The 21,485-nt window shown below is 62.6% G+C and carries 26 protein-coding genes; 5 read left to right on the forward strand and 21 right to left on the reverse strand.

Features of this window, described 5'->3' with window-relative positions:
* Positions 1-33 precede the first annotated feature (33 nt).
* The gene (locus ACI512_RS05430; RefSeq protein WP_064054052.1) at positions 34-420 is read left to right on the forward strand and encodes a type II toxin-antitoxin system PemK/MazF family toxin; all 387 of its coding nucleotides are present in this window, start codon (positions 34-36) and stop codon (positions 418-420) included.
* A gap of 210 nt (positions 421-630) precedes the next feature.
* On the opposite strand, the gene ACI512_RS05435 is transcribed toward ACI512_RS05430, so the two are convergent.
* The 20 genes from ACI512_RS05435 to ACI512_RS05530 all read right to left on the reverse strand — a co-directional run bounded on the left by ACI512_RS05435 (position 631) and on the right by ACI512_RS05530 (position 18,165).
* Positions 631-1,074, reverse strand: coding sequence for a hypothetical protein (locus ACI512_RS05435; protein ID WP_046033867.1), 444 nt, complete (start codon positions 1,072-1,074; stop codon positions 631-633).
* Positions 1,075-1,100: 26 nt separating this feature from the next.
* The gene (locus tag ACI512_RS05440; protein WP_236382222.1) at positions 1,101-2,327 is read right to left on the reverse strand and encodes a beta-ketoacyl-ACP synthase; all 1,227 of its coding nucleotides are present in this window, start codon (positions 2,325-2,327) and stop codon (positions 1,101-1,103) included.
* Complete coding sequence (gene fabG, locus ACI512_RS05445; RefSeq protein ID WP_064054049.1) at positions 2,327-3,055, reverse strand: 3-oxoacyl-ACP reductase FabG; 729 nt, start codon at positions 3,053-3,055, stop codon at positions 2,327-2,329. The genes ACI512_RS05440 and fabG overlap by 1 nt, the downstream gene beginning before the upstream one ends.
* Positions 3,052-3,513 (reverse strand): hotdog family protein, encoded by a 462-nt coding sequence (locus tag ACI512_RS05450; RefSeq protein WP_231808953.1) that lies wholly within the window; start codon positions 3,511-3,513, stop codon positions 3,052-3,054. The genes fabG and ACI512_RS05450 overlap by 4 nt, the downstream gene beginning before the upstream one ends.
* On the reverse strand, positions 3,510-4,676 hold the full coding sequence (locus tag ACI512_RS05455) for a beta-ketoacyl-[acyl-carrier-protein] synthase family protein (RefSeq protein ID WP_046033869.1): 1,167 nt from the start codon (positions 4,674-4,676) through the stop codon (positions 3,510-3,512). Before ACI512_RS05455 ends, ACI512_RS05450 begins: the two co-directional genes overlap by 4 nt.
* The gene (locus ACI512_RS05460; RefSeq protein WP_064054046.1) at positions 4,673-5,155 is read right to left on the reverse strand and encodes a hypothetical protein; all 483 of its coding nucleotides are present in this window, start codon (positions 5,153-5,155) and stop codon (positions 4,673-4,675) included. Before ACI512_RS05460 ends, ACI512_RS05455 begins: the two co-directional genes overlap by 4 nt.
* The gene (locus ACI512_RS05465) at positions 5,152-5,901 is read right to left on the reverse strand and encodes a class I SAM-dependent methyltransferase (protein ID WP_231808956.1); all 750 of its coding nucleotides are present in this window, start codon (positions 5,899-5,901) and stop codon (positions 5,152-5,154) included. Before ACI512_RS05465 ends, ACI512_RS05460 begins: the two co-directional genes overlap by 4 nt.
* On the reverse strand, positions 5,898-7,145 hold the full coding sequence (locus ACI512_RS05470; protein WP_012721830.1) for an NAD(P)/FAD-dependent oxidoreductase: 1,248 nt from the start codon (positions 7,143-7,145) through the stop codon (positions 5,898-5,900). Before ACI512_RS05470 ends, ACI512_RS05465 begins: the two co-directional genes overlap by 4 nt.
* A 33-nt stretch (positions 7,146-7,178) precedes the next feature.
* Positions 7,179-9,491, reverse strand: coding sequence for an MMPL family transporter (locus ACI512_RS05475; protein ID WP_236382224.1), 2,313 nt, complete (start codon positions 9,489-9,491; stop codon positions 7,179-7,181).
* Positions 9,481-10,134, reverse strand: a complete 654-nt coding sequence (locus ACI512_RS05480) for an outer membrane lipoprotein carrier protein LolA (protein ID WP_064054042.1) — start codon at positions 10,132-10,134, stop codon at positions 9,481-9,483. The genes ACI512_RS05475 and ACI512_RS05480 overlap by 11 nt, the downstream gene beginning before the upstream one ends.
* A gap of 44 nt (positions 10,135-10,178) precedes the next feature.
* On the reverse strand, positions 10,179-10,604 hold the full coding sequence (locus ACI512_RS05485) for a thioesterase family protein (RefSeq protein WP_064054041.1): 426 nt from the start codon (positions 10,602-10,604) through the stop codon (positions 10,179-10,181).
* Positions 10,597-12,138, reverse strand: a complete 1,542-nt coding sequence (gene hutH / locus ACI512_RS05490) for a histidine ammonia-lyase (protein WP_236380112.1) — start codon at positions 12,136-12,138, stop codon at positions 10,597-10,599. The genes ACI512_RS05485 and hutH overlap by 8 nt, the downstream gene beginning before the upstream one ends.
* Positions 12,122-13,057 (reverse strand): glycosyl transferase, encoded by a 936-nt coding sequence (locus ACI512_RS05495; protein ID WP_236380113.1) that lies wholly within the window; start codon positions 13,055-13,057, stop codon positions 12,122-12,124. The genes hutH and ACI512_RS05495 overlap by 17 nt, the downstream gene beginning before the upstream one ends.
* Positions 13,054-13,788, reverse strand: a complete 735-nt coding sequence (locus tag ACI512_RS05500; RefSeq protein WP_236380114.1) for a glycosyltransferase family 2 protein — start codon at positions 13,786-13,788, stop codon at positions 13,054-13,056. Before ACI512_RS05500 ends, ACI512_RS05495 begins: the two co-directional genes overlap by 4 nt.
* A 149-nt stretch (positions 13,789-13,937) precedes the next feature.
* A complete protein-coding gene (locus tag ACI512_RS05505) occupies positions 13,938-15,608 on the reverse strand; it encodes an acyl-CoA synthetase family protein (RefSeq protein ID WP_236380115.1) in 1,671 nt (556 codons plus the stop codon).
* Positions 15,605-16,150: a hypothetical protein gene (locus tag ACI512_RS05510; RefSeq protein ID WP_102061106.1), complete on the reverse strand. Its 546-nt coding sequence runs from the start codon at positions 16,148-16,150 to the stop codon at positions 15,605-15,607. Before ACI512_RS05510 ends, ACI512_RS05505 begins: the two co-directional genes overlap by 4 nt.
* Positions 16,147-16,401, reverse strand: a complete 255-nt coding sequence (locus tag ACI512_RS05515) for an acyl carrier protein (protein ID WP_003187949.1) — start codon at positions 16,399-16,401, stop codon at positions 16,147-16,149. Before ACI512_RS05515 ends, ACI512_RS05510 begins: the two co-directional genes overlap by 4 nt.
* 9 nt (positions 16,402-16,410) lie before the next feature.
* Positions 16,411-16,680: a phosphopantetheine-binding protein gene (locus tag ACI512_RS05520; protein WP_012721837.1), complete on the reverse strand. Its 270-nt coding sequence runs from the start codon at positions 16,678-16,680 to the stop codon at positions 16,411-16,413.
* A complete protein-coding gene (locus ACI512_RS05525; protein WP_236380116.1) occupies positions 16,658-17,470 on the reverse strand; it encodes a 1-acyl-sn-glycerol-3-phosphate acyltransferase in 813 nt (270 codons plus the stop codon). The genes ACI512_RS05520 and ACI512_RS05525 overlap by 23 nt, the downstream gene beginning before the upstream one ends.
* Positions 17,446-18,165 carry a beta-ketoacyl synthase chain length factor gene (locus ACI512_RS05530; RefSeq protein WP_236380118.1) on the reverse strand — a complete coding sequence of 240 codons (720 nt, stop codon included), beginning with the start codon at positions 18,163-18,165 and terminating at the stop codon, positions 17,446-17,448. The genes ACI512_RS05525 and ACI512_RS05530 overlap by 25 nt, the downstream gene beginning before the upstream one ends.
* Before the next feature lie 348 nt (positions 18,166-18,513).
* On the opposite strand from ACI512_RS05530, the gene ACI512_RS05535 reads away from it, so the two are divergent.
* Together ACI512_RS05535 and ACI512_RS05540 are read left to right on the forward strand one after the other, a co-directional pair.
* Positions 18,514-19,284: a ParA family protein gene (locus tag ACI512_RS05535; protein ID WP_012721840.1), complete on the forward strand. Its 771-nt coding sequence runs from the start codon at positions 18,514-18,516 to the stop codon at positions 19,282-19,284.
* Between the two features lie 485 nt (positions 19,285-19,769).
* Positions 19,770-19,985 (forward strand): DUF6124 family protein, encoded by a 216-nt coding sequence (locus ACI512_RS05540; protein ID WP_236380120.1) that lies wholly within the window; start codon positions 19,770-19,772, stop codon positions 19,983-19,985.
* Between the two features lie 131 nt (positions 19,986-20,116).
* Here ACI512_RS05540 and trxC read toward each other — a convergent pair whose 3' ends face one another.
* On the reverse strand, positions 20,117-20,551 hold the full coding sequence (gene trxC / locus ACI512_RS05545; protein ID WP_236380122.1) for a thioredoxin TrxC: 435 nt from the start codon (positions 20,549-20,551) through the stop codon (positions 20,117-20,119).
* Between the two features lie 236 nt (positions 20,552-20,787).
* On the opposite strand from trxC, the gene ACI512_RS05550 reads away from it, so the two are divergent.
* Both ACI512_RS05550 and ACI512_RS05555 read left to right on the forward strand, forming a co-directional pair.
* Positions 20,788-21,084, forward strand: coding sequence for a type II toxin-antitoxin system HigB family toxin (locus ACI512_RS05550; RefSeq protein ID WP_102061109.1), 297 nt, complete (start codon positions 20,788-20,790; stop codon positions 21,082-21,084).
* Complete coding sequence (locus ACI512_RS05555) at positions 21,081-21,482, forward strand: type II toxin-antitoxin system HigA family antitoxin (protein ID WP_012721844.1); 402 nt, start codon at positions 21,081-21,083, stop codon at positions 21,480-21,482. The genes ACI512_RS05550 and ACI512_RS05555 overlap by 4 nt, the downstream gene beginning before the upstream one ends.
* Positions 21,483-21,485 lie beyond the last annotated feature (3 nt).

Consider the following 21,485-nt stretch of genomic DNA (forward strand, 5'->3'; position numbering starts at 1 on the left):
GCAGAATTGCTTTTTCTCAAGCGAGTGATATGGATGGCACTTTTCTATCAGCCTAAGGAGGGCAGCGTGTTGATTTGTGATTTCCGAGGTTACGAAGTACCGGAAATCATCAAGATCCGCCCGGTCATTGTGATACGCAAGCACCGAACCAATAAGTTGCTGGTGACGGTTGTACCCTTGAGTACCACTGCCCCGCAGACGATTCTGGATCACCATTTGCAACTCGATAGTCATCTTCAAGGAGCGAGCCCTATCTGCTGGGCAAAATGTGACATTGTGGCGACCGTCAGCCTGAGCAGACTCGACCGAATCAAAAGCAAAGACCGTCATGGCAAACGAACTTACAAAATCGCTGAACTCACCTCTGATCAGTTTCTAGCGATAAAAGCGGCGGTGCGCAGTGCGCTGGGGTTGCGCTGAGGGATGAACGGCACTTTGCCACGGGTTGCTGGGAAACTGTTTTCAGGCATACTGCACAAGTTCCCGAAAGGGGCTTGTGAGACTCTGAGGATCCTGGGCAACCAGCCATCGCAGAGCCGGGCAGGAAGCGGCGATGACAAGCCAACCTGTTTGTGAAGAGGGCGCCGAAAGGCGCCCTTTGTCGTTTCTGGAGCGCAGCGAACTTCAGTTTTATTTCGAAGTACCGGTCTGCTCAAACAACTGCGCCGCCGTCCCCGCCTCATTCACGCCATTACTGCGCAACCCCGCCATGATGTCGCTGTCCAGATTGTTCACCCAGCGGTTGTAGTTGCGATGGATCTTGCCGTCCTTGTAGCCCAGTTCGCGGCTGTCGCGGTAGGTGATCGCGTAGCTGTTGCGGGTGTAGCGGATGTCGATGGCCGCGTAGTACTGGTTACGCACGTTGATCTCGGCCTGCACCAGTTGCGGGCTCAGGCGTTGAACCGTCCACTCGCGCTTTTGCAGGGCGTTGACGATCACCGTTTTCATTTTTTCTTCGCTGACCTGGGCGTTGGCCGGCAGGTCGTGCTGGGTGTTGAGGATCGGCTTGCTGGTGCAGCCGGCGGTGACCAGCAGGGCCAGGGTGATCAGGGTGACGCGTAGCAAGGAAGACATTCCGTATTCTCCAATCGATTAAAAAGTCAGGACCAGCGGCGGAAGATCAGCGACGTGTTGACGCCGCCAAAGGCAAAGTTGTTGTTCATCACGTAATCGTGGTGCATCTCGCGGAATTCACCCTGCAGGTAATCCAGCTCGCCGCAGTGCGGGTCTACCGAATCCAGGTTGAAGGTGTGCACGTACTGGTCGCGGTTCATCATCTCGATGCTGAACCAGGACTCCAGCGCACCGCAGGCGCCCAGGGTGTGGCCGAGGAAGCTTTTCTGCGAACTGATGGGCATCCGGCTGCCGAACAGGCTACTGGTCGCCAGCGTTTCGGCGATGTCGCCTTGGTCGGTGGCGGTACCATGACCGTTCACGTAGCCGATCGCGGAAGGCTCAAGCCCGGCATCTTCCAGGGCCAGCTCCATCGCGCGGCGCATGGTTTTCTGTTCCGGGCGGGTGGTGTGCTGGCCGTCGGCGTTGCTGCCAAAGCCGACAATCTCAGCGTGGATATGCGCACCGCGCGCGAGGGCGTGTTCCAGTTCTTCGAGCAGCAGCATGCCGCCGCCTTCACCGATCACCAGGCCATCGCGGCCGCTGTCGTACGGGCGTGGGCTGGTTTGCGGCGCGTCGTTTTTCAGGCTGGTGGCGTAGAGTGCGTCGAACACCATGGCTTCGGTGGGGCACAGCTCTTCGGCACCGCCGGCGAGCATCAACGGCAGGCGGCCGAACTTGATCGCCTCATAGGCATAGCCGATGCCCTGGCTGCCGCTGGTGCAGGCGCTGGAGGTAGGGATCAATCGCCCGGTGAGGCCAAAGAAGATGCTGATATTTGCCGCCGTGGTGTGCGGCATCATGCGCACGTAGGAGTTAGCGTTCAGCCCCTCGGCGACTGAGTTCAGCAGCATATTGCCGAACGCCTTGATCTCGTCGGTGCTGCCGGTGGACGAGCCACAGGCCACGCCCATGCGCCCGTCCTTGATCGACTCGTCGCCGAGCAAGCCGGCGTCCCGCAACGCCTGCTCCGCCGCCCACACCGCCAGGCGCGATACGCGGCCCATGCTGCGCAGTTGCTTGCGCGTCCAATGGGCGGGCACGACGAAATCGTCGATCGGCCCGGCCAGGCGCGTGTTCAATTCGGTAAAGCGGTCCCACTCATCCATGCGGCGGATGCCGCTGCGGTTGGCGCGAAAGTTGGCCGAGATGGTCTCCCAATCGCCGCCCAGGGAGGTCATGCCGGCCATGCCGGTGACGACGACGCGTTTCATCAGCACAGGCCTCCATTCACGGCCAACACCTGGCGCGTGATATAGCCCGCCTCGGCCGACATCAGGAAATTCACCGCGCCGGCCACCTCCTCCGGGGTGCCCATGCGCTGCGCCGGGATCATCTTCATCAGCTCTTCCACGGGCACGTTTTCATCCAGCATCGCCGTGTCGATCAAACCGGGAGCCACGCAATTGACGGTGATCTTGCGTTTGCCCAGCTCAATGGCCAGGGCCTTGGCTGCGCCAATCAGGCCGGCTTTCGAGGCGCTGTAATTGACCTGGCCGCGGTTGCCGATCAAACCGGAAACCGAGGTGATGCAGACGATACGCCCGGCCGCGCGACGACGAATCATCGGCATCATCACCGGGTGCAGCACGTTATAGAAACCGTCGAGGTTGGTGCGCATCACCACGTCCCAATCGTCTTCCGACAGGGCCGGAAACGCACCGTCACGGGTCAGGCCGGCGTTGAGCACCACGCCGTAATAGGCGCCATGTTGCTCCACATCCGCCTCGAGGATTTCCTTGCACAGCGCGCGATCCGCCACATCGAATTGCAACACCCGCGCCTGGCGGCCCAGGGCTTCAACCTCAGCCTGCACCGCATCGGCATCGCTACGGCCGCTGCGGCAGTGCAGCACGATGTCATGCCCGGCCTGGGCCAGGCGCAGCGCGATGGCGCGGCCGATGCCACGGCTGGAGCCGGTGACCAGTACGGATTCAGTCATGGCGTTACGTCCTTCGATTCTTCTAAATAATTGGCCGCCTGGGGCGGTCGAAATACATTCAAGCGGGCGCTGGCCTGGATACCGTCACCGGTCAGGTGACATTCGAACACACCCATGCCGTTGTCGTCTTCCAGCGATCGCAGGCCGTGGATGCTCAGCTCGGTGCCTGCCGGGAAAGACGCCACGTTGCATTCGAACTTACGTGTGCCGAGCAGGAAGCCCAGCGCCACCGCTTGACCTTTCTGGCGCGCGCGGCAACCGGCGTAGGCGGCGACGCTTTGCGCCATCAACTCGATGCCGACCCAAGCCGGCAGGCTCCCGTCCGGGCGGTTGAACAGGCCGCCGGGCTTGACGAGGGTGCGGGTGCGGATCTGCTCTTCATCGAACGACAGCACCTGGTCGATCAGGATCATGTCGCCCGCGTGGGGCAGCAGTTCGGCGAGTGGCCAATCGATCATGGGGCCTCTCCGATAATCAGGCTGACATTGTTGCCGCCGAAGGCAAACGAGTTGCTCATCAGGCAGCGTTTTTCCAGGGTGGCGCCGGCGGTAGCCCAGTGCAAGGCGGGCAGCGCGGGGTCGGGCTGGCCGTCCCACACATGCGGCGGCAGCCGATTGTGAACCAGGCTCAACCAGCAGAACGCCGCTTCCAGCGCGCCGGCTGCACCCAGGGTGTGGCCGCTCATGGGTTTGGTCGACGAGCACGCCACCCCTTCCGGGAACAGGCGGGCGACGGCCAGGCTTTCCATGGCGTCGTTGTGCTGGGTGGCGGTGCCGTGCAGGTTCAGGTAACCGATCTGCCCAGGCTGCAATTTAGCGCTGGCCAGGGCCTTGCGCATGGATTGCAATGCGCCTTTGCCGGTAGGCTCGGGGGCGGAGATATGGTGCGCATCGCAACTGGCGCCGCTGCCCAGCAGGGCGATGGGCGCAGGCTCTTTGCTCATCAGAAACAGCACCGCCGCTTCGCCGATGTTGATGCCGTCGCGGTTCACCGAAAACGGCTTGCAGCGCTCGTTCGACACCGCTTCCAGTGAGCTGAAACCGTTAAGCGTCAGCTTGCACAGGCTGTCGACGCCGCCGCAGATCACCGCATCGCACACGCCCAAGTCCAGCAGGCGCTGGGCACTCATCAACGCGCGGGCGCTGGACGTGCAGGCGGTGGAGATCACATAGGCCGGGCCGCTCAATTGCAGCCAGTCGACGAGGAAATTCGCCGGAGCGCTGAGCTCCTGTTGCTGGTAGTCGTAGTCGTTGGGGAACTGATGGTCGCGCAGGTAATGGGCGATGCCGCGACTGGCCTCATCGATTCCCGAGGTGCTGGTGCCCAGCACAATACCGACCCGCGCCGCGCCGTGGCGCTGGATCGCCAGGCGGATCTCGCCCTCGATCTGCAACGCGGCCTCCAGCAGCAACTGGTTATTGCGACTGCTTTGCTGGCCCAACTCGGGCGGGATGGTTGCCAAGTCGCCTTTCACGGCGCCCACCGGCAACACGCGCTCCGGCACCCAGCCGCTTTCGGGGCGCATGCCTGAGCAGTCGCCGGCAAACAGGCTGCGGCTGACCTCGTCCTGGCCACGACCGAGGGCGCAGATCACGCCGAGGGCGTTGAGGTAGGCGCTCATCGGGCCGCTCCAAGTGGCGTGATGCGATAGCTCAACGGCTGCCCGCTGATGTTCACGCGAAAGACCTCAGACGATTGATACACGATCTGCCAATGGCCCGGCAGAGTGCGCGTCAAGTCCATCGCCTGCGCGCTGGGGTACAGCGCGCGCAGGTCATCCGGCGAGGTCAGCGCGAACAGCAACGCGGCAAACAACTCGCGGGCCTGGGGATTGGGCGGCAGCAAGCCATCGGCCTGCCATTCCCCATTGATCAGCTTCTGACGGGCCTGGGGGATGCCCAGCGGGTCCATCATCGACCAACGAATGCCCGCGCCTTCGCGCTGGATCACCAGCAGCCAGTCCTGGCTCTGGCCGTCGGCCAGGCGCTGCACATGCAGTTGCAGCGGCAAGGCCAGGGTTGGGGGTTTCTCGGGCAGCGGCGGCTGGCTGGCGCAGGCGCTCAGCAGCAACAGGCAACCGATCAAGAGCCAGCGCATCATGGTGCGGCACTCGCCAAGGGTTTGCGTGCCACGCAGTTGACCAGGGTTTCTTCGCGCTGGCCCACCGGCGGCGCCTTGCGCAGGCCCCAGCGTTCCAGCAGGCCGAAGTCGCTGGAGCGGCTCCACCACAAGTACGGGTACGAGACGTTCTGTGGGCCGAATTCAAAACCCTGCTCGCGGAGCATCTCCAGGTATTCTTCGGCGCTTTTTTGCACATGCATCGGGTGGCGGAACAGCCAGCGGATTACCCAGGTGTCGATATAGGCTTCGGTGGATTCGGCAAACAACAGATAGCCGCCGGGCTTGAGCACGCGGTAGAACTCTTTGAGGGCGCGGTGCTGTTCAACCAGATGGTGGAAGGTCTGGTGGCAGAACAGGATGTCGACGCTGGCGTCCGGCACGTCGAGGGTGGCGCAGTCGCTGCCGATCAGTTCTACGCTCAAGCCTTGGCGCGTGGCCTCAACCTGGCTCAACGCCAGGCTGTGGGGGTCGGCGTCCAGGCCGATCAACCGTGAAGGCGCAAATACCTGCTGCAACAGCGTGAAGGATTTGCCTTGTCCGCAACCGGCATCCAGCAATACCGGCGCCTCAGGCAATGGCTCCGTGAACAGGCTGCGCAAGTCGTTGATCGCCACGCGCAACACGCGATGCTGCCAGGTGTGACTGCGCAGGAACCAGAGGCCGAATTTGGTTTCTTCGACGTAGTGCTTACTTAAATAGTTTTTATCAAGAGAAGGACTGCTCATACCGGCTCACTCGCACAAATCTCCGACAACATCCGCAACCGCCGCTTGGGCTCACTCACAAACGGGTTGCGCTCATCCCACGCGTAGCCGGCGAGGATCGCACTGATCATCCGACGAATCTCCGGCGAGCTGCTCGGATGGAAAATCACATCCTGGAAGGTCCCGGCGTACCAGCCTTCAACGTAGCAGCGGAACGTGTCGACGCCACGTTTCAATGGCTCGGCAAATTCGGTTTGCCAGTCCACGGTTTCACCGTTGAGCTGACGGTGCAGCACACCGGCCGCCATGCTCGCCGAACGCATGGCGATGGTCACCCCGGAAGAGAACACTGGGTCGAGGAACTCCGCTGCGTTGCCCAGCAGTGCAAAGCCCGGCCCGTGCAGGCTTTTGACATTGGCCGCGTAGCCGCCGATGGTCCGCGCCGGTGTATCCCATACCGCGTTTTTCAGCACACCGGAGAGGCTTGGGGTTTCGTCGATAAAACCGCGCAGGCAGGCGTCGAGGTCACTGTCGCGGCCGTCGAAGTGCTGTTTGGCCGCGACCACACCCACCGAGCAGCGACCGTTGCTGAACGGGATGGTCCAGAACCAGATATCGCGCTGAGTCGGATGGGTGGTGACGAGGATCTTGGTGCGATCAAAGCCTGGGTGTTCGATACGGTCCTCGACGTGGGTGAATACCGCCTGGCGCACCGGAAAGTCCGACGGCACGTCCAGCTCCAGCAGGCGCGGCAGCACGCGGCCGTAACCGCTGGCATCCAGCACGAACTTGGCCTTGAGGTGATACTCGCTGCCGTTCTCGCGACGCACGTGCAGGTAGCGGGATTCGCCTTTGAAATCCACGCCGACGATGGTTTCGCCGTAACGGATTTCCACACCCTGCAGCGCGGCCTGATCCGCCAGCAGCTTGTCGAACTCGCCGCGCTGCACCTGGAAGGTGGTGGGCTTGCCGTTGCTGAACGTATCGCCGAAATCAAACGCGCTGTAGCGCTCGCCCCAGGCGAACGCAGCACCGGTTTTCACCTGGAAACCCGCGGCCTGCACGGCCTCCAGCATGCCGGCTTCTTCGATAAAGTCGATGCAGTGGGACAGCAGGCTTTCGCCAATCGAGAACCGCGGGAAATGCTGGCGCTCGACGATCAATACATCATGCCCTTTGCGCTTGAGCAGCGCGGCGGCGATGGCCCCGGAGGGGCCGGCACCGATCACCACCACCTGGCGACGTTCCATTTCAACTGTGGGCACGAGGGCTCCTTGCCACATTGGCGATAATCACATTCATAAGGCGTGCTTCTGTTGCCCGGCCCAAGGCGCCAGCATAAAGCTGAATGCCAGGCCGAGGCTGACCGATAAGCCGAAATTACTCACTGCCGGCGTGCTGGACACCGCCAGCAGGCCAAACGACAACCAGGTCGTCAGCGCCGCCAGCAATGTGCCCAACAGGCTGACCGCAGGGCCGCCGATCTGCTCGCGCATCAGGATCGCGTAGTCGACGCTGATGGCCGTGACCAACAGCAGGCCGAACAGGCTGAACAGCGTCAGCGGCTGGCCCAGCCAGCCGAGGCTGGCCAGGCTGCACAGGGCTGCCAGCAGTGGCAGGGCGACAATGCGCAGGGCGCCGCCAAAGCCGAATGGCAGGATCAGCAGCAGCACGATCAGCACGCACGACATCAACTTCAATTCGGCGGCGCTGATCTGCGTGTCGGCGAACACGCGGTTCAAGTCGCCCAGACGGTCCACCAATTGCACGCCCGGCAAATCCAGCGCTTGCACCCGCAGCAGCGCCGGGTTGTTCAAGCCTTGCAGACTGACCATCGCCGCCACGCCGCCGTCGACCGGACCAAGCCACAGGGTGCGCCAAGGTTCGGCCAACGGGCCCACCAGCGCGCTGTCGATGTCTTCGGTGGGCAGCGCTTGCAGTTTCGCCACTTCGGCGTGCAGGGCGCTGGCGGGGACGCCGAGGTCCAGCAGCGGCTGCCAATGTTCCGGGAGTTTATTCAGCGCATCACGCAGCTGTTGTTGCTCGGCGGGCAGGCTGACCAGTTGGTTGAGCGCCAGGTAGCCCTGGAGTTTGTCCATGTTCACCAACTGATCCAGGCGCTGGCCCAAGGCTGCCTGGCGCTCCAGCAACTGCTGCTGATTGTCCGCGCGTACCAGGAAGAACTGGCTGGTGGGCTGGAACCCGGTAATGCGTGCCACGGCCTGCGCTTCTTGCAGCAATTGCGGCGGTGCACCGATCCATTGGCGAATGTCGTTTTTGCTGTTCAGGTGCCACAGGCCGCCCGCGCAAAACAGCAGCAGCAACGCCAGCAGGACAGGGCTCGGCACGCGCTTGAGTAACGAGGCGCGTACCAGCCACAGGCATTCAGCGATGTGCAGCGGCCATTGCGCCGGGCGCAGTTCGACACCCTTGAGCAGCGCCGGCAACAGGCACACGGCAGACAGGTACGCACCGACCAGACCGGCAGCGGAGAACACCGCAATCTGGGTCAGTGCCGGGAACGGCGTCCAGGCCAGCGCCAGGTAACCGATGCAACTGGTCGCCAGGCTCAGGCTCAGCCCCGGCAGCGTCAGACGCAACGCCGGCCAACTGCGCCACGGCTGCAGGCTCCAGCTTTTCGACAGATAGTGCAGCGGGTAATCCACCGCCACGCCGATCAGGCTGGAACCCAATACCAAGGTCATCACATGCATATGGCCGAACAGTGCTACACAGGCCACCGCGCCAAACAGCATGCCCACCAGCACCGGCACAAAGGCCAGCAGCACGCGCCAGCGCCGGAACGCCAGCAACAGCAACAACAGGATGCCGACGGTAGCGCCGCCGCCCACCCAGGTGATTTCCCGCGTGGCCTGTTGCTGGCCATTGGCGGCGTAGAGCAAGCCGCTGGCGGCGAGCAACTGCGCGCCTTGCCCGCTGGCCTGTTCGCGGCTGACCTGGAGCAGGTCTGCCACGTGCAGCGGCAGTGTCATGTCGAAGGCATTGCCGGTGGTGCGTGCACGCAGTAGCACCCAGCTTTTGCCGTCGGCATCGGCGATCAACGCGCCGCTGCCGATATCCAGTTGCACCGAGCCGTGTTGCGGCTGACTGTTCTGGATACGCCCGGTCAGGCCCAGCCAGTCGTCCTGGCTCGGCACCAGGCTGAACCCGGTGAAGGGGTCGAACAGCGCTTGTACGCGCTGCTGGATAAACGCGTCGGGCTGTTTAACCAGTTGCTCACGGTCCTTGGCCGAGAGCATCGCCAGGCGGCCGCGCAGCAATTGCTCGCGCAGCGCCGGCAAGTCGGCTTGCAGGTTCCACTGCACCTTTTCAAACAGCCCGCTGGCCTGCCAGCGCTCGCCCAACTGTTGCGCCACGGCGACGGCTTGCTGACGGTCGGCATGCCCCACCAACACCAACATCTCGCGGTTCAGCGGCTCTTGCATGCGCTGTTCGGCTTGCTGTTCCAAGGCGTCCGGCGTATTGCCCGGCACCAGTTCCATCAGGTTGGCCGACAAGGGCGCACCGTGGCGCCACTGCCAGCCGGCCAGGGCCAGCACGGCCACCAGCAGGATCAGGAACAGGCGGGGTAGCAGGCGTTCACTGGGCAAAATCGTGTTGCTCCGCTTCGCTCAACGGCAGGTCGGCGTGGCTGTCCTGCATGCGCAGCACGGTGCTGTCGCCCTGGGTTTCCAGCAATTCGATGTTCTGCACCAGGTCGCCACCGTCGATATTGATTTGGGTGAACACCTGCTTGAGCAGCAGCGAGCGCGGGACCAGCGTCAATGTCCATTGCTTGGCCTCGCCTTGCAGGTGCAATTCGAAGTCACGCTGCAAGCCGCTGCTGTCACCCTGCAGCACCGCAAGGAACAGGCGGTTCTGTTCGGCGCCGGCGCTCTTGTTCGGCAGCAGTTGCCAGCCGTTGGCGTCGCGGCGGGCAATACCTTGGGCGCTGATGCGGTAGTCCTGTTGCAGCGGGGTCTTCAGCAGCCACAGCAGGCCGTGGTCCTTGGCGAGCACGAAGGTGCCTTTGCTGACCAGCGGCTGGGGCAGGGCACGCAGGTGTTTTTCCTGGGTGAAGCTGCCGTGGATCACTGAGGGTTTTGCAAGTTGGTCGCTGAGTTGTTGCAAGTCAAAAGCATGTGCACTAAAGCTCAGGAAAAAACCGATCAAAAATGTGGGAGCGGGCTTGCCCGCGATGAGCCTGAGGGCGCTGCGTAGTGTCCGGCGGATCGCGTTATCGTTGAAGTCCATCGGGGGCAAGTCGAGTCGTCGCACCGCCCCTCCCACATGTGATTTCATTTCAGGGCCCTTTCGACGGCGTTGGTGAAGACTTTGGGGGAAGCCAGTTGCATCTCGCGCGTGGCGATTTCAACGGCGACTTGCACGGTGCTGGCACGGGTCAAGCGCTCGCCACTGGCGAGGTCGGTGATCAGGTAATTGACCTTCAAGCGGTTCTCCCACTCCACCAGGCTGGCGCGCACGTTGATCGTCTGGCCGAACACGGCGCCGCGCACGTAGCGCAGTTGCATGTCGATCACCGGCCAGGCGTAGCCCGATTCGAGCATCGCCGTGTAGTTGTGGCCGATCTTGTCCAGCAGCGCGCAGCGCGCCACTTCCAGGTACTTCACGTAGTGCCCGTGCCACACGACGTTCATGGTGTCGACGTCAAAAAACGGCACGAGGATTTCGGTGTCGCTGTGCAACACGCCCTGGCTACGCATGCAGCCTCCAGTGTTGCTCGGCGATGCGTTGCAGGCACAGGCGCAGTTCGCCTTCCAGCGCGCGGTCTTCGATGACCGGCGGGAAGTCCTTGGCCAGTTCGTCATGCATGGCGGCCAGGGCTGGCGGCAGCGGGCGCGCCTCCTCGGCCTGGGCCCGCAGCCACACGCCTTGGTTGGCGGCGAGCAGGGTTGCGGCGGCGACCTGTTCGGTCAGTTCCAGTACGCGGATCGCATCGCGGGCGGCGATGGTGCCCATGCTCACCTTGTCCTGGTTGTGGCACTCGGTGGAGCGCGAGAACACGCTGGCCGGCATGGTGTTTTTCAAGGCTTCGGCGGTCCAGGCGCTGGTGCCGATCTGCACCGCCTTGAAGCCGTGGTTGATCATGGCGCGGTCCGCCGGGGCGCCGGACAGGTTGCTCGGCAGGCCATGGTTGTAACGCACGTCCACCAGCAGCGCGAGTTGGCGGTCCAGCAGGTCGGCGACGTTGGCGACCAGGGTCTTGAGGCTGTCCATCGCAAAAGCGATATGCCCGCCGTAGAAGTGCCCACCGTGCAGCACGCGTTCTTCTTCGGCGTCGATGATGGGGTTGTCGTTGGCGCTGTTCAGCTCGATTTCGATAAACGAGCGCAGCCAGTTCAGGCTGTCCGCCAATACGCCGAGCACGTGGGGCGCGCAACGCAGTGAGTAGCGGTCCTGCAGGCGATGCAGCGGCGCGGTCGGCGCATCGATCGCCAGGTCCTTGCGCAGCCAGGCGGCGACCTGCATCTGCCCTGGGTGCGGCTTGGCGGCGAACAAGCGCTCGTCGAAGTGCTCCGGGTTGCCTTGCAGCGCCACCACGTTCAACGCGGTAATGCGCGTGGCCAGTTGCAGCAGGTAGTCGGCGCGGGCGAAGGCCAGGCACGCCAGGCCGGTCATCACGGCGGTGCCGTTCATCAGCGCCAGGGCTTCCTTGGGGCGCAGGACCAGCGGCTCCCAACCCAGCTCACGGTGCACGTCGGCCGCCTGGCGACGTTCGCCACGCAACATCACTTCGCGTTCGCCGGACAGGGTCGCAGCCACATAGGACAGCGGCGTCAGGTCGCCGCTGGCGCCGACCGAGCCTTCTTCCGGGATCAGCGGCAGTACGTCGTGCTCAAGAAACGCATGCAGGCGCTCCAGCAACTCCACGCGCACACCGGAAACGCCGTGGCACAGCGACTGCAACCGTGCGGCCAGCACCGCGCGGGTGGCTTGGGCATCGAGCAGCTTGCCCAGGCCGCAACCGTGGAAGGTGTACAAATGACGGGGCAGGGCCTCGACGTGCTGCAACGGCACCGCCACTACGCAGGAGTCGCCGTAGCCGGTGGTGACGCCGTAGATCACGCCTTCCTTGTCCAGCAGCGAGTCGAGGAACTGCGCGCCTTTGGCAATGCGCTGGCGATACGCGGTGTCGCCCTGCAATTGGGTCGGCGCCTGACGGTTGGCCAGGGCCAGTACGTCTTCGATGCGCAAGGCGCGTTCGCCAAAGGTTACCGGCTCAAGATGCGTCGTCATCGGTCTTCCAGAAAGGGTAAAAGTTGAACCATTGTTGGGGCGCTTCCAGGCAGAACTGGCCCAGGCGTGCGGCGTAGTGCGCGGTCCACAGGGCGATGACCTGCTCGCGGGTGTTGCGTTTCCATTCGATCGATTCGGCGAAAGGCTCAATGCTCAGGCGATAGCGGCTTTTGTGCTTGAGGCACATCAGCAGGTTCACCGGGCATTTGAGCAAACCGGCCAGCAGCCACGGGCCTTGAGGGAAGGCGGCGTCATGGCCGAGGAAGTCCACGCGCACCGTGCGCCCGCCATGCAGTGGCACGCGGTCGCCGGCGATGGCCAGCCATTCGCCGTCGTCCAGGCGCTGGCTGAGCAGCAGCATGGTGGCCGGGTCCAGCTCGCTGACCTGGATCAGGCGCAAGTGGGTGGCGCCGGCTTCGCCCAGCAGGCGGTTGAATTGTTCGGCGTGCTTGGTGTGCACCAGCACGTTCATGGTGACTTGTTCACCGATCTCGGCGAGCGCGCGACACACTTCGAGGTTGCCCAGGTGTGCCCCCACCAGCATCTGCCCGCGCCCGCCGCGCAGCTTCCCGCGCAATTGCGCCGGGTCGTTGATCTCGATCTGTTCCAGGCGCAGCTTGCCGTTCCACACGTCGAGTTTGTCGAGCAGTGAATCGGCAAACGCCATGAACTGGCCGAAGACTTTCCAGTGGCTGGGCCGCAGTTCCTCGCGCCCGCTCCACTCGGCCAGGCGCTGCTGGTATTGCCAGGCGCTCTGGCGTGCGGTGCGGCCGAACAGGAAAAAATACAACACGATGCCGTACAACAGCGGGCTCAACACGCGGCGGCCAAGGACCTTGGCGGCAAAGGCGGTGAGCTTCATCAGCCGGTAGCTGCCGCGCTCTTCGCGGTCGGCCCAGTGCTTGGTGCTGTCGCTCATGCCTGCCACCGTCGCCACAGGATCATCGGCGCGCGCACCAGCATGCCGAAGAACAACCGGGTGTGCATCGCCGAGATGCGCACGTTGTCACGGAACAGGCGGAAGTGCGACAGGCCATCGGCGGGGTAGTGCACCTGGGTCGGCAGCCAGCGCATCGGCTGGTTGCGCCAGGCCAGGCGCACCAGGATGTCCGAGTCGAAATCCATGTGCGTGCCGATGTAGGCCGAGTCCATCAGCGCCAGCACCGGCGCCAGCGGGTAGACGCGAAAGCCGCACATCGAGTCGCGGATCTGCAACGACAGGGTGTTGATCCACACCCACACGTGGGTCAAGTAGCGCGCGTACAGGCGGCCTTTGGGCACGCTGTCGTCGTATTCCGGGTAGCCGCAGATGATCGCGTCGGGGTGCCGGCGCGAGGTGTCGATAAAGGTCTCGACTTCGCGCAGGTCGTGCTGGCCGTCGGCGTCGACTTGCAAGGCATGACTGAAGCCCAGGCGTGCGGCTTCGCGGAAACCGGCCATGACGGCGCCGCCCTTGCCCTGGTTGCTTGGCAGGGTCAGCAGGGTAACGTTATCCAGGGTCGCCAATTGCGCCAGCACGGCGGCGCAGGCCGGGCTGCTGCCGTCGTCGACCAGCAGGCAGGGCAGGCCGCTGCCCAACAGGCTATGGACCACAGCGGGTACGGCGGCTTCGTGGTTGTAGACCGGGATCAGGGCGCAGGGGTTATGCATGAAATGGCCCCCTGTGGCGAGGGCGCTTGCTCACGATGGGCTGCGCAGCAGCCCCAACACAGGCGACCGAAATCATCCTGGCACAGTGCGGTGCCTGGGTTGGGAGCGCTTCGCACTCCAGCGGGAGCAAGCTCCCTCGCCACAGAAGCCTACTCACTTGGCATCTCCAGCACTATTCGGCCGCTGGAGCAGGCGGCGACGCCATTGCGATACGCAAAGTAAAGCTTGCTGCGCTCCGGGTCGAAGCGCAGGTGCAGTTCGATCGCATCGCCCGGCCGCACCAGTTGCTGGAACTTGAGCACTTCCATACCGGCAAAGGTCGGCGGCACATCGAGCAGTTGCTGGCCCAGGTTGAAGGCCCACTCCACCTGCACCACCCCCGGCAGCACCGGCGTGACCGGGAAGTGCCCGCTGAAATAGGCCAGGTCCGGCGGCACGCTCAGTTGCACGGTCCATTCGCCGTCGGCTTCGACGTGCTCCAGCACTTCCGGCGCCTTCGGCCGGGGCGCCAACAGCAGCGCCTCGACATCGGCCTGTGGCAGCTTGCCCTGGCTGTTCAGGGGCAACTGTCTCAGCAGTCGCCAGCGCCGTGGCAGCGCCAGGGCTTCGCAATGTTGGCTCAAATGCTGGCGCAGGGTCTGGGTGAGCGTGCGTCGCCCCTGATTGCGCAGGGCATGCAGGCCCTCGGCGCTCAACACCACCAGCGCGCCGAGAGAGGCGCGGTTTTCCTGCACCACGCCCAGCCGGGTTTCCGCGACCCACGGGTGGGCCATCAGCGCGTTTTCCAGCATGGGCAGTGAGATGCGTTTTTCTTCCAGCTTGACGATGCGATCCAGGCGGCCCAGCAGTTCGAAACGGCCATCGGCATGAATGCGTGCCGCGTCGGCGGTTTGTTCGACATGCCCCTCAGGCAGATACGGCGAGGCGATGCGCAGGGCGCCGTCGGCATCCTGGCTCAGGTGCACGTCGGCAAACGGCTGCCACGGCTGCGCACCCTGGCGCCAGGCGATACCACCGGTTTCCGAGCTGCCGAGGATCTCTGTCGGCCATTGTTGCAAGCGGTCGTACAGGCTGCCGGCGGCTTCCACCGGCAGCGCGCCGCCGGACGAAAACACCCGCGACACCCGGCTCAGCGCGGGCCAGTCAAGGTTGTCACCCATGCGCTTGAGCAACGCCGGGCTGGCGACCCAGGCAAATTGCGTGTTATCGCGGCTGGCGCGCTGCAAGTCTTCGGGGAAGGCCAGCTGTTTGCGCACAAAAGTGCGGCCGGCGCACAGCGGCCATAGCACGCGGAACAGCAAGCCGTAGATGTGTTGGGTCGCGACGCTGCCGATGATGCAGGCGTCTTTGAGGTCCGGGCCCCACAATGTTTCCAAGGCCTCGACCTCGTTGGCCAGTTGGCGCAGGGTCTTGTCGATGCGCTTGGGTTCACCGCTGGAACCGGAGGTGCACAGGCTCAGTTGGCACGCGTCCAGGTCGAGGGCGGCAGCGCTCAGTGGTGCCTGGTACAGCGCATCCAGGTCCTCGGCTTCGGTCAGCCAGGCGTCGACGGCTTCATCCCAGCGTTGGCGGGTCTGAGGTTGCAAGTCGGCGGGCAGCAGCACGCTGACCCCGGCCCGCCACGCGCCCAGCAGGGCCACCGCCAGCAGGCCTGCATCTTCCAGGTACACGGCCAGGCGCCGGATACCCCGCGCTTGCAGGCCCGCCGCCAGGCTCAGGGATTGCTCCCACAGCTGGGCGTGACTCATTGCAGGTTCGGTGGTGACCGAACGCTGTTCCAGCGGCTCAAGCAGCAAATGCTCAAGTTTCAACCCATTCATACGCGGCCTCGAACCCTTTGTCGTACCAGCCATTCCACGGCAAACAACAGCCCCATCAACCCGTAGGCGATCAGGCCGTTGTACAACGTCCACCAGCTCAGCGGCGCCCACAGGGTGAGGGCGGCGGCGAGCAGGCCATTACACAGAAAAAACACGCTCCACACCACGGTCACCCGGCGGGTATACACGATGGCATGGGGCGGCAACACAGGATCGGTCATGCGCGCCAGGCGCTCGACCATCGGCGGGCCGTACTTGAGGCTCAAGCCGAACAGCGCCAGCATGAACGCACTGACCAGGCTCGGGTACCACCGCAGCAGGCGGGGGTTGTCGAACCAGGCCAGCAGCAGGCAGAACACGATCACCGCCAGTGCCATCCAGCGGCTGCCGGGGCGTCGTGCACCGGTCAGCGCACGCAGCAGCCATAGGCCGCCCAGCAGCAGGCCGAATTGCCACGGCGCAAAGTGTTCGGTGCCGTAATACACCGCAAAAGGGTACAGCAGCCCTGCCAGCAGCAGGCCAAGGCCGATCAGCCGGCTCATGCGGCAGGCTGGACCAGACGGTACACCGCCTCAACCACGTCGTTCACGGTACGCACCGCCTTGAATTCCTCGGCGGCGATCTTCTTGCCGGTCTGGCGCTTGATATGGTCGATCAAGTCGACGGCATCGATGCTGTCGATTTCCAGGTCCTGGTACAGGTTGGCGTCAAGGGTGACGCGTTCCGGCGGCAGTTCAAACAGTTCCACCAAGGCGTCGCGCAAGGTGTTGAAAATATCGTCACGAGTTTGCATGGTCCGGTCTCAAGCTGCCTGTCTGGCCGTGACGAACGCCGCAAGGCTGGCCACGTTGGTGAAGTGATTGCGGGTGTCCTTGGCGTCGGCATCGATCTTGATGCCGTACTTTTTCTGGATCGCCAGACCCAATTCCAGGGCGTCTACCGAATCCAGGCCGAGGCCTTCGCCGAACAGGGTTTGCTCGCTGCCGATGTCGTCGACGCCGATGTCTTCCAGGCCCAGGGCCTCGATGATCAGCATCTTTATGTCGTGCTCAAGGCGGTGTTGGTCGCTCATCTTCGGCGAGCTCCTTAATAAAATAGTGATGCAGGTAATCGTTGAGCTTGCGTGAGGCCTGGGGCGCGGGCCCCATTGATGCGAACGCCTGTGGTTCTATATCGGCACCCACCCGCAAACTGAAGTGCACGCGGCATTTTGGGATGCGATACCAGGGTTCGGCCTTGGTCAGCGTGGTGGGGCTGACCTTGATCACCACGGGGGTGATGATTGTCGCACCGCGCAGCGCAATGGCGGCACCGCCGCGATGAAAGGCAGGCGCCGCGCCAGGTGTGGTGCGGGTGCCTTCGGGAAAGATGATCAGGGTCTGGCCGCTGCGCAGGGCATCCGCCGCCGCATCGAGCATCTCGGCACTGCCGTCATTGCTGATATAGCCCGCGTCACGCACCGGCCCACGGGTGAAGGGGTTCTGCCACAGGCTCTGCTTGACCACGCAGTTGGCCTGGCGCACCAGGCCGATCAGGAACACCACGTCGATCAACGACGGGTGGTTGGCGATGATCATCTGGCCTGGGCGGCCGAGGTTTTCCGCGCCATCGACGCTGTAGGTGAGCACGCCGGCGCGCTGCATCAGGCGAATAAAGAACCAGAACAGCCAACTGATCGTGTGGCGGGCGCGGCTGCGGTGTTTTGCAGCGTCCCCTGGCAGGCAACTGAGCAACGGGAACACCAGCAAACGCAGGCACAGCCCACCGAAGCCGAACAGCGCGAAGCTGGCGGCGGTGGCGAACAGGCGCCAGTAGTAGGCGTCCCGTGGCTTGTCGTTCACGGCTTGCGTTGCCAGTTCCATACTCGGTTCTTCCAGGCATGTTGGCAGGCACCCTGATCAGTGAGCAGGGTGCGCAGCAGGTTCAGGGCGTGGGGCCACTGGGCTTGAGTGAGTTGGACAGCGCCGCTGTTTAGTTCCAGTTGCCACTCGTCGCCCGGTGTCAGCAGCAGGCCGACGGCGTAGGGGAAGGGCACGTCAACGATCCAGCTGGCGTAGGCGGCAGGCGGCTGCTCTTCGGTAATCACCAGCAAAACGGCCGGCGCGCCTTCGTTGAGCAGTGCGGCGGCTTCGAGCATGCCGTGTTCCAGGCCGTCGCCTGCGGCGGCGAGGGCGGTCATTTCGCTGGTTTCATTGCGCAGGATCGACCACAGGCCAATTACCGCGTTGTGCACCGACAGGCTGAACTGGGTCGGCGACAGTGGCTGGTCGTTGGCCAGGTCGCTGAGGATGTCGAGGGTGCGCGGGGTTTCGCCATGCCGGGAGATAAACACCAGCGGCAAGTCTTCCAAGCCCTCAGCCAGGGGCCAGCCCACACGGAATGCCATGCGCGCCAGGCGGCTGAGGCGGCGACGGTGCATGGCGGGTAGGAACGAGACGTCGGGGGAGGCTTCGCTTGCAGGCAGCAACACCGGGGCCTGGCACCAGGCGTGCCAGTCGTCCGCACTCTCCAGGCCAGGGGCCCAGGCGCGCCATTGGGCGATGTTGAAAGTGATCACTGAGACGTTATCCCGCCCCTGCGGGCTTCCATGTGCGGCAGTTGGCCCCGAATACCGGGACAGGAAGCAATAGCCGAATGGCGCGCATTATCCCGGTGCCGTGGGGTTCTAGCAAACTTTGGTAAAGAATTGTGCATAGGGAATTACAAATCGGTGAAAAAGATTTACAGATTTTCCTTCACCTGGGGCTGGGATGGTGTGTGGGACGGTTCTTTTTAACCGGTGAGCTGTGTATGACAGCCAGATCGCCAATGGTTCGTGATGCAGCAGTGCATGGATGAACGAGGTAGCTAACAGGCGCTTTTGCCCTCTACACTCGGACATTCATTGATACACGGAGGTTTTTCCATGCGGCGTGTGGTGTTCAATCAGAAAGGCGGCGTGGGCAAGTCCAGCATCGCCTGCAACCTGGCGGCGGTGAGCGCCAGCGAAGGCTATCGAACCCTGTTGGTGGACCTCGATGCACAAGCCAATTCAACCCAGTACCTCACCGGGCTGACCGGCGACGATATACCGATGGGCATTGCCGAATTCTTCAAGCAGACCCTGTCTTCCGGGCCGTTTTCGAAGAAAAACCGGGTGGATATCTACGAAACCCCCTTCGACAACCTGCACGTCATCACCGCGACCGCCGAATTGGCGGACCTGCAGCCCAAGCTTGAGGCCAAGCATAAGATCAACAAGCTGCGAAAGCTGCTGGATGAGCTGAGCGAGGATTACGACCGGATTTACCTGGATACGCCACCGGCGCTGAATTTCTATGCGGTTTCGGCGTTGATCGCCGCTGATCGTGTACTGATTCCCTTTGATTGCGACAGCTTCTCGCGTCAGGCGTTGTATGGCCTGCTGGCTGAAATTGAAGAGTTGAAGGAGGACCACAACGAAGGTCTCGAAGTGGAAGGTATTGTGGTCAACCAATTCCAGGCCCGGGCGAGCTTGCCGCAGCAGATGCTGGATGAGTTGATTGCCGAAGGCTTGCCGGTGCTGCCGGTGTACCTGGCCAGTTCCGTGCGCATGCGTGAGTCGCACCAGGAGAACAAACCCCTGATCCACCTGGACCCACGGCATAAGCTGACGCAGCAGTTTGTGGAGCTGCATAACCTGCTGGAAAACGCGTGATCTAAACGACAACACAAAACCCTGTGGGTGGGGACTTGCTGCCGATTGCGGTGCTTCAGTAACAGATGTACTGACTGACACACTGCTATCGGGAGCAAGCCCCCTCCCACATTTTTATCGCGTTTCGGCAGATGGAAATGGATGTGTCCCACACAGTCTGTAGGACGGGTCTGGCAATGGGGGTTGTGTCTTGTAACGTTGCCTACAGGTAAGCCAGAATCCGCTGGCTTGTGCGTCTGGATGGGCTTCTCTTAAGGTTCTCGGGCCGCTGAATTCTCAGTGGCCGGGTTTAGTAGCCCAAACAGACGAAAGTATGTGCACCGCTCCAAAAGCATGGCGTTTTCTCGCCTATCTGATGGTGGCTGTGCGCAGGGCACCTTCGGGTGCGCCGGTTTTTGCTTTCGTTCCCGGTCTACTAACCTGCGTACAGCTGCCGCCCTCGTTTAGTAGCGAATAGGTGGTGGCCCTATCAGAGAACGAAAAGCATGTTATTCACCGTTGCACCCAACCTCCCCACCGAAACCCTCATCCTCAACAGCTACGAAACCTTCTCCTCCGTCCGAACCCTGTTGCTCAACCTGTCCAACGACCTCAGCGGCGAACACCGCGACGTTGCCTTGGCCATCCACCAATTGAGCGAACTCGGCGTACTGCTGGTCGGCCAAATAATGGACCGCGAAGCCCCGCTGGCCTCAAGGTAAAGCGCGGTCACAATGTGGGAGGGGGCTTGCTCCCGATAGCGGTGGGTCAGCCGGCTTATGTACTGACTGACACACTGCCATCGGGAGCAAGCCCCCTCCCACATGGGGTCTGGGTGGTTTTCAAGGCCAAGTTACACGCCCTGGCTACGCAACCAGCTCATCAACTGCGGCAATGGGAACGCCCCACTCTGGCGCGCCACTTCGCGGCCGTTCTTGAACAGAATCAAACTGGGAATCGAGCGAATCCCCAACTGCGCCGACAACTGCTGATTGGCCTCGCTGTCCAGCTTGGCCAAGCGGCACTTGCCCGCCAACTGCCCGGCCGCCTGCTCGAACACCGGCGCAAACGATTTACACGGCCCACACCAGTCGGCCCACACATCCACCAGCAACGGCAAATCGCCTTTGATCTGGCTGGCGTAATCGCCCTGTTTCAACTCAAAAGGCTTGCTCAACAACACCGGCTGCTTGCAGCGCCCGCATTTTGGCGCGTCACTCAGGCGTTCGCCGGGGATGCGGTTGAGGCCGTTGCAATGAGGGCAGGGGATTACAAGCGGTTCGGGCATGATGGGCTCCTTGGGTGTGGCCAATGGACTGTATCTGGAGTCGGGCGAGGTGTTTATCAAGGCGGGGAGAGGGTGACTTATCCACTGACAGTTTTGCCCGTGCTGATGTGGGGCCGCCTATCTAGGCTGTCAGAGCCTGTTCTGTTTTGAACCATCGGTCTGTTTGCGATTATCGCAAATTGCGATATTCGGAATTCGAGTTTAACCTTCATAGCAAGATGCGATAAGGATGTTGCATGCGAGTGATCAGCGAGAAAAGGATCTGGGAAGCAAAGGAAAAGTGGCCACGGTCAGCAACCGCGTTGGATCAGTGGTATCGAGTAATGAAGCGAAATGACCCCAAAGATTTCGCGGCGATGAAAGCCATGTTCCCCGCCACGGATAAGGTCGGGGAGTTTCACGTTTTCGATATTGGAGGCAATAAGCTGAGGTTGATTGCTGGCGTGGAGTATCAGGCGCAGCGCGTCTACATCAAGCATCTGCTTGATCACCGCGATTATGAGAAAGATAAATGGAAGGAAAACATCAGATGAGCGCGCTTATGCGAGTAGCCGCCGAACACTGGCAATTTGTTTCACCCGTGATGCGCAAACCAGAAAACGAGGCAGACTACGACGCGCTGGTATGTGGTTTGGACGAGTTGCTGAGCCTGATCGGTGAAAATGAAGACAGTCCGCTGATGAGCCTGGTGGATATCCTCAGTGACTGGATCGAAGCCTACGATCATAAGCACCGCCCAATGCCCGTCGCCAGTGGTGCTGATGTATTGCGCTACATGATGCGCGAACACAACCTCACTCAGAGCGACCTGCCGGGGGTTGGTGCCCAGTCGGTGGTCTCTGAGGTATTGAGCGGAAAACGCCAACTCAACATACGGCAAATTCGTTGGCTGGCTGAGCGCTTCGGCGTATCAGTAGAAACCTTCATTTAAAGG

Source organism: Pseudomonas petroselini, assembly GCF_045037875.1.
Taxonomy (GTDB): domain Bacteria; phylum Pseudomonadota; class Gammaproteobacteria; order Pseudomonadales; family Pseudomonadaceae; genus Aquipseudomonas; species Aquipseudomonas petroselini.